A 10073-nucleotide genomic window follows, 5' to 3' on the forward strand; every position below is an offset into this window, starting at 1 on the left:
AAGGGTAATAAATTTATATTGGAAATTATGTGATTTTGATATAATTACTAGATATAGATTTTTAAAATATGAAAAGGAAAAAATGACAGCGTATATTAGTATAGGAACAACCAATAGTGGCAATCAAGAAAGACAAGGCTTTTTAATGCAAAATGAAAATAAACTTTTGCAACAAGGTTATATCTATCCAAAATCTCTTAGAATGGCAAATAGACATTGGGTTTTAGTCGATATAGTTTTAGAGCTTATAAAAAAAGATAAATTAAGTCAAAATCCATTGGACGATTTAGAAGATGTGCGTTTGATTAAGGCTGTTGAGAATTTCAAAATAGAGGCCACAATACATAAAGATAAGAAATTTATATTTTCTGCAGAAGGGATAGTTTGGGATTTTTCTACTAAAAGACATATAGAAATTCTTAAAAGTGTTTTAAATGCTTTAGGATTTGATGAAATTTATGAAATTATTTACTTTAGAGATACTCTTGGATATTTAAATTCTCATTGTTCTCAAGATATTAAAAATAATATGGGGTTTTATAGTGCCGATTTTAAGCCTGATGAGCATCCTAGAAAATATATATTTGATTATAAGTGGATTTGTGAGAGCCATATAGAAGTATTTGGTGAAAAAAGTTTAATAGTGAGACTTTTGAAGGAAGAATATGTTGGCGGAACATTACTTAAAGATTTTGTATATCATTTAGGTTTAGAATGGGATGATGAATTTTCATTAAAGCAAAATAAAAATGAAAGTTTTAATCTTTTAGGTATGGAGCTTCAAGGAAGACTTATAAAAAAAGATTTGCATGGGCAAAACATAAATTCTTTACTTTATACGGCTAGAAAAATTTTTGAAGGTGCTAATGAGGATAGGTTGAAATTTAGAGTGCAAAAAGAAATAGCAAAAGCTTATGTTGATTATTATGCTCCTTCACTTGAGTGGGTTAGAGCTAAGTATTTTTCACACAGAAAAAGCTTATTTGAGCCGATTAATTGGGATGAGTATGAAGAAAATCCAACCTTAACCCAAACCAAAGAAAGTGATTGGGATAAAATAGCTGATTTTATAGCAGAAATTATTGTGTCTAAAAATAAAATTATCCAGTCTTTAAAAAGTAATTAACGCAATGTTTTAACATTGCGTTAATTATATGCTTTTTCTAGCATATTTTTGATACTTTGAAAATCTTCAAAATTTTCAGGACTTATAAATTCAGCATTGAGACTTTTTCCATAGTGTTTTTCAATTTCAGCTACTAAAGCCATAATATCAATACTATCTATAATGTCTTCACTTACTAAATTTTGCATTGTTTCATCAATATCGGTTCTCTCTATGTTCATAAAAAATTTTTTAATATTTTGCATATTTATCCTTTTTTTGTTTAAAATAATAATGATTATTATATCTTATTAATATTGAATTTTATAAGAATTTGATAATATATTATCTTTATTAATTTGAGAAAGTTTTAAATGATTGCAAGTGTTATTTGGCTTACAGGTTTAGCAGGTAGTGGAAAAAGTACTATAGGTAAAGCATTATATGAGAAATTAAAAAATGAGCATAAAAACATTATCTATCTTGATGGAGATGAATTAAGAGATTTACTGGGGTATTATAGCTATGATAAGCAAGGTCGTATAGATGTAGCATTAAAAAGATCCCAATTTGCTAAATTTTTAAATGATCAAGGTATGATAGTAGTTGTAACAACCATATCTATGTTTAATGAAATTTATAAATATAATAGAGAAAATTTAAAAAATTATTTTGAAATTTATATTAAATGCTCAATGGAAGAATTAATTAAAAGAGACCAAAAAGGACTTTATACAAAAGCTTTAAATGGTGAAATTAAAAATGTTGTAGGTGTTGATGTAAAATATGATGAACCAAATGCACATTTTATACTAGATAATTCATTGCAGGATAATTTAGATAAAAAGGTCGATATAATATTTGATTTAGTAATAAAGGAGTTTCATGAAACAAGGTGATTTTAGTGAAGTTGCAAAACATTATCACAATAGACCAGCATACTCAAGTATGCTTATAGAAAAGCTCATAAAATGTGTAAATGATCAAAATAAAAGCACATTAAAAGTTGTAGAAGTAGGAGCGGGTACGGGAAAGCTTACTAAAATGCTTGCTGATGAGTTTAATCTTTGTATAGATGCAGTCGAGCCAAATGATAATATGCGTGAAGAGGGTATTAAATTTACCCAAAATTCACAAAATATTACTTGGTATAAAGGCAGTGGAGAAGAAACTACCATGCCTAGTAATTATGCTGATTGGGTAATCATGGCCAGTTCTTTTCACTGGACAGATCCTAAAAAATCCTTACCTGAGTTTGCAAGAGTGCTTACAGGGGGGGGGTATTTCACTGCTATATGGAATCCACGCCATATAGCTAAAGGCTCTGTGTTTTATGAAATTGAAGAGGAAATTAAACATATTATACCAGAGCTTACTCGTGTAAGTAGTGGAACTCAAAATGTTAAAAATTGGGAAGAAATCTTAGTAAGTACTGGAGATTTCACAGACTGCTTTTTTATGGAGTGCGATTATAAAGAGCTTTGGAGTAAAGAGCGTTATCTTGGAGCTTGGCATTCTGTAAATGATATTCAAGCACAAGCTGGAAAAGCTAGATGGGAAGAAATTTTAAAAATGATAGAAAATAAAATTTCTTCTATGGATATGATTGAAATTCCTTATAAAATCCGTGCATGGACGGTGCATAAGGCATAGTAAAATCCTTTAGCTTTTTTAGCTTTGCTATTAAAGTTAAAGGAAAAAAATGGAAAAAATAGTAGAACAAGTTTGGGATTATACTAAGCATGCAAAATTTTACTCATATAGACCAAATTATGCACCACTTAGTATAGATATGCTAGTAGAGCTTGCTAAAAGAACTAGTCAAAGTTCAAAGATAAAAGTTGCAGATATTGGAGCAGGTACAGGGAATTTAAGTATTATGCTTTTAGAGAGAGCTTGTAAAGTGGTAGCGGTTGAGCCAAATGATGCAATGCGTGAAATTGGTATAGAAAGAACTCAAGGTCAAGATGTAGAATGGGTAAGAGCTACCGGTATTGACTCTACTTTAAAAGATGGAGAGTTTGATTGGGTGAGCTTTGGAAGTAGCTTTAATGTGATGGATAGATCAATGGCACTAAAAGAAAGTCATAGATTGCTCAAAAAAGGATGTTATTTTACTTGTATGTGGAATCATAGAGATTTAAATGATCCTATTCAAAAAATAGCAGAAGATATTATTGTTAGTTTTGTTCCAAATTATACAAGAGGCACAAGAAGAGAAGATCAACGCCCTATTATAGAAGCACATAAAGAGCTTTTTGATAATATTATTTATTTGGAAGAAGATTTTTACTTTCATCAAAGTGTAGATAATTATATCAATGCTTGGAAAAGTGTAAAAAATCCTTATTGGGATCTTGAGACTAAAGAAGGTAATGAGTTGTTTGAGAAAATCACTGATAAGTTAAAACAAGAATTACCAGGTGAATTTGATATCAAATATACAACAAGAGCTTGGAGTGCAAAAAAAATATAAAAGAGTGATATTATGGATAGATTAGTTTTTCAAACAAAAGCAAGAAATTTACAGAATTTAAAAAATATACTTAAAAATGCAAAAGTTTTAGATGTAGTTATCACTTCTTTAAAAGAAATCATTCAAGATAAAGAAGAAGTGCTTAAAAAAATTATCAATCTAAATGCGAAAAAACTAATCATCCGTAGTTCTTCTAATAGCGAAGATAGTTTAAAAAGTTCCAATGCTGGAGCTTTTCTAAGTTTGGCTAATGTAGATATTAATGATAAAAGCCAACTTTTTAATGCTTTAGAAAAAGTAGGTCATTCTATGCCTAGTGAGAATGATGAAATTTTAATCCAACCTATGCTTTTAGATATTAAAAAATGTGGTGTTGCTTTTAGTGTAGATAAGGATAATTTTGCTCCATATTTTTGTATAGAATACGATGAAAACGGCTCTAATAGTTCCATTACAGATGGAAGTGCTAAAAATGCTAAAACATATTTTCACTACCGTGAAAATGAAGATATAAAAGATCCATATATGCAAAAAGTTATTTTATTATTAAAAGAACTTGAAAGTTTATATGGTTGTAATTTTTTAGATGTAGAATTTGCTTTTAATGAGCAAGATGAACTTTTTTGCTTGCAAGTTAGACCTTTAATAATGCAAGAAAAAATTAATCTTTTTAATAACCTGCCTAAAGAAGCTTTACATAGACTTTATAAAAGATTTGTATCTTTACAAGAACCAAGATCTAGAGTGCTTGGAGATAAAGCCATTTTTGGTGTAATGCCTGATTGGAATCCAGCAGAAATTATAGGACTTAGACCAAAAAGATTAGCTTTTAGTCTTTATAAAGAAATCATTACAGATAATATTTGGGCTTATCAAAGAAATAATTATGGCTATAGAGATTTAAGATCGCACCCTTTAATCCATTCTTTTTTAGGTATTCCTTATGTAGATGTGAGACTTTCTTTTAATTCTTTTATACCAAAAACACTGGATGAGAGTATTGCTAAAAAGTTAGTTAATTATTATTTAAATAAATTATATGAAAATCATGAGTTACATGATAAAGTAGAATTTGATATAGTATTTTCTTGTTATGATTTTCATATGGCTGATAAATTAGAACGCTTATTAGATCATGGTTTTAATAAAAATGAAATTAAACGCATTGAATTTTCTTTATTAAATCTTACTAATTCTATTGTTAATATTAAAAATGGCTTATGTTTAAAAGATATAGAAAAATCAAAACAAATGATTGTATATTATGAAAATATTATGCATTCAGATTTTTCATCATTGGATAAAATTTATTGGCTTTTAGAAGAGTGTAAAAGATATGGAACATTACCATTTGCTGGTGTTGCAAGGGCTGCGTTTGTGGCCATGACTATGCTTAATTCTTTGGTGGAAATTAGATTTTTTAGCAAAGAAGAAAAAAATGAATTTTTAAATTCTCTCCACACCGTTAGTAAAACTTTGAGTTATGAATTAGCAACTTTAAATGAAAATAACAAACAAGATTTTTTAAAACAATTTGGTCATTTAAGAGCAGGGACTTATAATATTTTATCTCCAAGGTATGATGAGGATTTTGATGGGTATTTTGATTTAAAACAAAAAAGTGAAATTCAAAAAGAAAAGGAATTTAAGATTAGCGATGATAAATTGCAAAAACTTGATCAAATTTTAAAAGAACATGGAATTGAAGTTAATGCAAAAGAATTTTTTAGTTTTTTGAAAATAGCTATAGAAGGACGCGAATTTATTAAATTTGAATTTAGCAAGCTCTTATCTAAAGCTATATCACTGATAGAGGATCTTGGAAATTATTATGGAATATCTAAAGAAGATATGGCCCATTTGAATATTAAGAGTATTTTAAATTTGTATTCTAGTGTGTATTCTAAAAATCCAAAAGATAAATTTTTGAGTGAAATTAATGAAAACAAACAAGAATATGAATTAAGTTTAGCTATAAAACTTCCGGCTTTACTAACTGATGCACATCAAATATTTGGGTTTTTTACTAGCTATATTCATCCAAATTTTATCACTCAAAAAAGTATTAGTGCTAATATTGCTTTAGAAAATGAACAAGATTTAAAAGGCAAGATAGTGTTAATCTATGCAGCTGATCCTGGATATGATTATTTATTTACTAAAGATATCGCAGGTTTTATCACTTGCTATGGTGGTGCAAATTCACATATGGCTATTAGAGCTTCTGAACTTGCTATGCCTGCTGTTATTGGTGTAGGTGAAGAGAATTTTAAAAAATATCTTCAAGCAAAAAAAATTAAAATTGATTGTCAAAGTGAGCAGATATTTTGTCTATGAAATTTATAGCTATTAGTCAAAGAATTTTAGAAAATCAAGATTATTATGAATTAAGAGAGTGTTTGGCGCTTGATTGGGGAAGTTTTTTTAAAAAAGAATTAAGTGAGTTTTTACCTCTTCCATTGAGTTATGAAATTGATTTTAAAAATTATATCTCTAGTATTAGTGCTGTGATTTTAAGTGGGGGTAATGATTTAAACTCTTGTAAATTTTCTTTTATTAATCAAAAAAGAGATGAGTATGAAAAAAACATTATAAAACATTGTATGCAAAATAACATTCCACTACTTGGGGTTTGCAAAGGAGCACAGATGATCGCTTCTTATTTTAATTCTACTATTTGTCCTTGTAAAGATCATGTTGGAAATCATGAAGTGTATTTAAAAGATCAAATAATTAATGTTAATTCATATCATAATTTTGCTATTAAAACATTAGGTAATGAGCTTGAGGTGTTAGCAAATGCAAAAGATGAAACAATAGAAGCTTTTAAGCATAAAAAATTTAGTATTTATGGTCTAATGTGGCATATTGAAAGAGAAAATGGTATGAGCGAAAAAAGTATTTTTAATGCGTGGTTAAAGGATATAAAATGAGAGCTATAATTTTAGCAGCAGGGTTTGGTTCAAGGTTAATGCCTTTAACAAAGAACAATCCAAAATGTATGGTTGAATATAAAAATAAAAAAATCATAGACTATGAAATTCAAGCTTTAAAAGAAAATAATATTCATGAGATATGTGTAGTTGGTGGATATTTATTTGATGTTTTAAAGGATTATGCGGGTAAAAATCATAATTTGGAGTTGTTTTATAAAAATGAAAACTATGATAAAACTAATATGGTTCAGACTTTATTTTGTGCTAGAGATTTTTTGCAAAAGTGTATTGAGGATGAGCAAGATTTGATTATTTCTTACGCTGATATAGTTTATTTTAAAGATAGTATAGAAAAACTCAAACAATCAAAAGATGATTTTGCTGTTATTGTGGATAAAGTTTGGAAAGAACTATGGTTAAAAAGGTTTGAAAATCCACTTGATGATGCTGAAACTTTAAAATTACATGATGATTTTATAGTAGAGCTTGGCAAAAAAGCAAAAAGTTATGATGAAATTCAAGGGCAATATATAGGCTTATTTAAATTTTCTCATCATTTTTTAAAAGAAGTTTTAAAAACTTATGATGAGCTTGATAGAACTTTACTTTATGATGAAAAAGATTTTAAAAATATGTATATGACAAGTTTTTTACAAATTTTAATTAATAAATACAAAAATGCAAAAGCTATAAAAATCAATGGAAATTGGTGCGAGATAGATTTTATGAGCGATTTAAGAGTGGAGATTTAAGAGTTTTACTTAAAACCTTCCTATCAATTTTCCCATTTGCATTTAAAGTAAATTGTTCTATTTTAACAAATTTTTTAGGTATCATGTAAACAGGGAGTTTGTCTTTTAAAAAGTTTTTAAAATCTAACTCTTTCTTGCTTTCATAAAAACAAATAATTTCTTCTTTAAAAATACAAGCACAATTTCTTACATTCTCATGAGAATTGATAATACTTTCTATCTCTCCAAGTTCTATGCGATGACCCATATATTTGATTTGATGATCTATCCGTCCATAACATAAAAGTTCGCCAAATTCATTATAAGCTACCACATCACCTGTTTTATAAAGCAAGTCTAGGTAATTATCGTGCAAAGGATTTTGCATAAAAGCTTGCTTTGTTTTTTCCTTATCGTTGTAATAGCCTAAAGAAAGACAAGTTCCTCTTACATAAAGCTCGCCTTTAATTCCCACTTGACTTGGAGTAATTAAATTTAAATTTTCATCAAAGACTAAAAGTTGGGTATTTTTACAAGCTTTTCCTATAGGTAAAAGCTCATCATCGCTAAATTGCCTATCAACTATGTAAAAAGAGCACGCATCGGTAATTTCAGTAGGTCCGTAAAGATTAGCAAATAAAGCACTAGGAAGGTGCTTACGCCAAATGTTGAGTTGTTTATTTGGCATGATTTCACCACAAAAAAGAATTTTATTTAAATGCCTTAGTGTAAAGGCTTCAAGAGCATTGGTATTAGCAAAATAAATCAGCACTGAAGGTACCCAAAAAATTGTTGTTATTTTTTCTTGTTCTAGATACTCTAAAATTTTATTTGGAAAAGCAAAAAGATGATTTGGCAGTATATGAAGTGTAGCTCCCATTTTAACAGAGCTAAATATATCTAATATGCTATTATCAAAGTAAAATGGCGCTTGATTAGCAAGTATATCTTCATGGCTTAGCTTAAAAGTTTCACATACCCAAAAAGTATAATCAATCACACTTTTATGGCTTATACTTACTCCTTTTGGAGTTCCTGTGCTTCCGCTTGTAAAAAAGACATAAAGTAAGTTTGTATCTATGTGATTATTTAAAGCTTTTTCTAAAGCATTTTCATTTATATCAAAGCTTTCAAAATCTTCTGTAAAAATGGTATCAAGACTAAAATCTAAATTTAATTTTTTAGAAGTAATTAAAAGCTTTGGTTTTAAAACTTCTATGACTTTTTCTACACGCTCTTTAGGGCTTTTTTCATCTAAAAGTGTATAAAAATTTCCACTTTTTGCTACACCAAAAAAAGAAAGCAGACAATCAATCCCTTTAGGAAGTATGATTAATACAGGATCTTGTGTACTTTTAGTAGGAAGTTTAGAAAGAATTTTACTTGCTATTTTTTTACTTAAATCATCAAATTCTTTATAGCCTATACTTCTACCATTAAACTCAACAAAAGCATTTTTACTTCCAAATTTAGCAACACTTTCTTGTAAAAAATCATTGATATGAGTTGTCATTTTATTCCTTTAGCAAACAATAAGGGTTATCCTTTAAAGCTTTTAATGTTTTTTCTAAATAGTTTTTCATGTCGATATTTATTATATGAGCATTGGAAAAATTTAAAATATTAAAATTATTATCATTTTTTAAAATAGCTACTTGTTTATCAACATCTAAATCTGAATTTTCATTCAATTTTCTAACATAGTATTTAATATTTTTTTGGAGTATTTTACCATCTTCATCAATAATTTTTCCACTAAAATTTTTAAAATATCTATATGGAACATGAGCTTTTTCTTCTATGAAATGACTAAAAGTGTACCCGGCTATTTTAGAGCCAAATAAAACTAATTTTCCATTTTCTTTGGCTAAAATTTCATACACACAATTTTCTCCAAAACAACTTGTAGTGTCCTTTAAAAACAATTCTTCTTTAGCTCCTTTAATGGCAAATGAAAATATAGGATCATTGGTGCGTTTTACCCCCCCCCATTTACGAAAATATTCTGTTAAAACGCCAACAGTGCTTTTTGAATTCAAATTATCATAAACTTCATTTTTGCAAAAACTATAAGTAAATGTAGGCATGATTAAAGTACCTTCTTTACCTATAACTTTAAAAAAACAATCTAATATAGTTTGTAAAAATTCATTTCTAGGAAGTAAAGGAATACCAAATTTCATCAATTCACTATGTACACACAAAATATCACCTTTTTTAATACCAAGTTTTTTAAAAGCTTCTATTAAGTCTATATTGGAATATTTTTTATCATTGCATTTAAATATATATTTCATACTTTTTTCTTTGAATGTATTTTAATTAGTTATAATAGCATATAAATTATAATATCAAGAAAGAAAAATATGCTCATAAATCAAACCTATTTCATAGACTCTTGTGATGATGTAGAATTAAATATAAAAAGAGAAAGTAAATTAGAATATAGAATCACTTATGATGATAGTAAGCAAATGAAAGCTATTGTTTTTATCATAGGTGGATATGGAGCAAATGCAAATATACATTTTCTAGAAAGTTATAGAAATTTTATAGCTAAAAAATTTGATGTAGTAGCTGTAAATGTATTTTATCATTGTTTTTGCCAAAGAGTTTCTGATGTGGATAAATATAGCGCTGAAATGACTTTTTTATTAGACGATATAAGAACATTTGAAAAGGCTTTCAGGGATTTTGAAATAGAATTTGAAGTGCTAGATAATACAAAAAATATAGAAAAATATTATCAAATTCTTGATCAAAAAATGAGTATATTAAAAGAACAAGGAATTTTAAATCAAGACTATAAGGTTGAGTTATCTGTG

General features: G+C 27.7%; 11 protein-coding genes. 8 read left to right on the plus strand and 3 right to left on the minus strand.

Features of this window, described 5'->3' with window-relative positions:
* The first annotated feature begins 82 nt into the window (after window positions 1-82).
* On the plus strand, window positions 83-1126 hold the full coding sequence (locus L8X28_RS08080) for an acyl carrier protein (RefSeq protein ID WP_263659990.1): 1044 nt from the start codon (window positions 83-85) through the stop codon (window positions 1124-1126).
* Window positions 1127-1146: 20 nt separating this feature from the next.
* Here L8X28_RS08080 and L8X28_RS08085 read toward each other — a convergent pair whose 3' ends face one another.
* Window positions 1147-1371 carry an acyl carrier protein gene (locus L8X28_RS08085; protein ID WP_087698989.1) on the minus strand — a complete coding sequence of 75 codons (225 nt, stop codon included), beginning with the start codon at window positions 1369-1371 and terminating at the stop codon, window positions 1147-1149.
* A gap of 108 nt (window positions 1372-1479) precedes the next feature.
* On the opposite strand from L8X28_RS08085, the gene L8X28_RS08090 reads away from it, so the two are divergent.
* Genes L8X28_RS08090 through L8X28_RS08115 form a run of 6 tightly spaced genes read left to right on the plus strand, consistent with a single transcriptional unit; the run spans window position 1480 to window position 7269 of the window.
* Complete coding sequence (locus tag L8X28_RS08090; RefSeq protein ID WP_263660803.1) at window positions 1480-2004, plus strand: adenylyl-sulfate kinase; 525 nt, start codon at window positions 1480-1482, stop codon at window positions 2002-2004.
* The gene (locus tag L8X28_RS08095; RefSeq protein ID WP_258108309.1) at window positions 1991-2758 is read left to right on the plus strand and encodes a class I SAM-dependent methyltransferase; all 768 of its coding nucleotides are present in this window, start codon (window positions 1991-1993) and stop codon (window positions 2756-2758) included. Before L8X28_RS08090 ends, L8X28_RS08095 begins: the two co-directional genes overlap by 14 nt.
* A 49-nt stretch (window positions 2759-2807) precedes the next feature.
* Entirely contained in the window at window positions 2808-3581 is a 774-nt protein-coding gene (locus L8X28_RS08100; RefSeq protein WP_263660016.1) for a class I SAM-dependent methyltransferase, read from the plus strand.
* 12 nt (window positions 3582-3593) lie between these two features.
* On the plus strand, window positions 3594-5918 hold the full coding sequence (locus tag L8X28_RS08105; protein ID WP_263666037.1) for a PEP-utilizing enzyme: 2325 nt from the start codon (window positions 3594-3596) through the stop codon (window positions 5916-5918).
* Window positions 5915-6514: a gamma-glutamyl-CDP-amidate hydrolase gene (locus L8X28_RS08110; RefSeq protein ID WP_263666038.1), complete on the plus strand. Its 600-nt coding sequence runs from the start codon at window positions 5915-5917 to the stop codon at window positions 6512-6514. The genes L8X28_RS08105 and L8X28_RS08110 overlap by 4 nt, the downstream gene beginning before the upstream one ends.
* Window positions 6511-7269, plus strand: a complete 759-nt coding sequence (locus L8X28_RS08115) for a phosphocholine cytidylyltransferase family protein (RefSeq protein WP_263666039.1) — start codon at window positions 6511-6513, stop codon at window positions 7267-7269. Before L8X28_RS08110 ends, L8X28_RS08115 begins: the two co-directional genes overlap by 4 nt.
* On the opposite strand, the gene L8X28_RS08120 is transcribed toward L8X28_RS08115, so the two are convergent.
* The gene (locus tag L8X28_RS08120; protein WP_263666040.1) at window positions 7241-8761 is read right to left on the minus strand and encodes an amino acid adenylation domain-containing protein; all 1521 of its coding nucleotides are present in this window, start codon (window positions 8759-8761) and stop codon (window positions 7241-7243) included. The two genes, L8X28_RS08115 and L8X28_RS08120, sit on opposite strands and share 29 nt — an antisense overlap.
* 1 nt (window position 8762) lies before the next feature.
* Entirely contained in the window at window positions 8763-9545 is a 783-nt protein-coding gene (locus L8X28_RS08125) for an AAC(3) family N-acetyltransferase (protein WP_263666041.1), read from the minus strand.
* A 69-nt stretch (window positions 9546-9614) separates the two neighbouring features.
* Here L8X28_RS08125 and L8X28_RS08130 point away from each other — a divergent pair.
* A partial coding sequence (locus tag L8X28_RS08130) for a DUF2920 family protein (RefSeq protein ID WP_263666042.1) occupies window positions 9615-10073 on the plus strand: 459 nt, incomplete at its 3' end.

Source organism: Campylobacter sp. CNRCH_2016_0050h (assembly GCF_025772605.1).
GTDB classification, from domain to species: domain Bacteria; phylum Campylobacterota; class Campylobacteria; order Campylobacterales; family Campylobacteraceae; genus Campylobacter_D; species Campylobacter_D lari_D.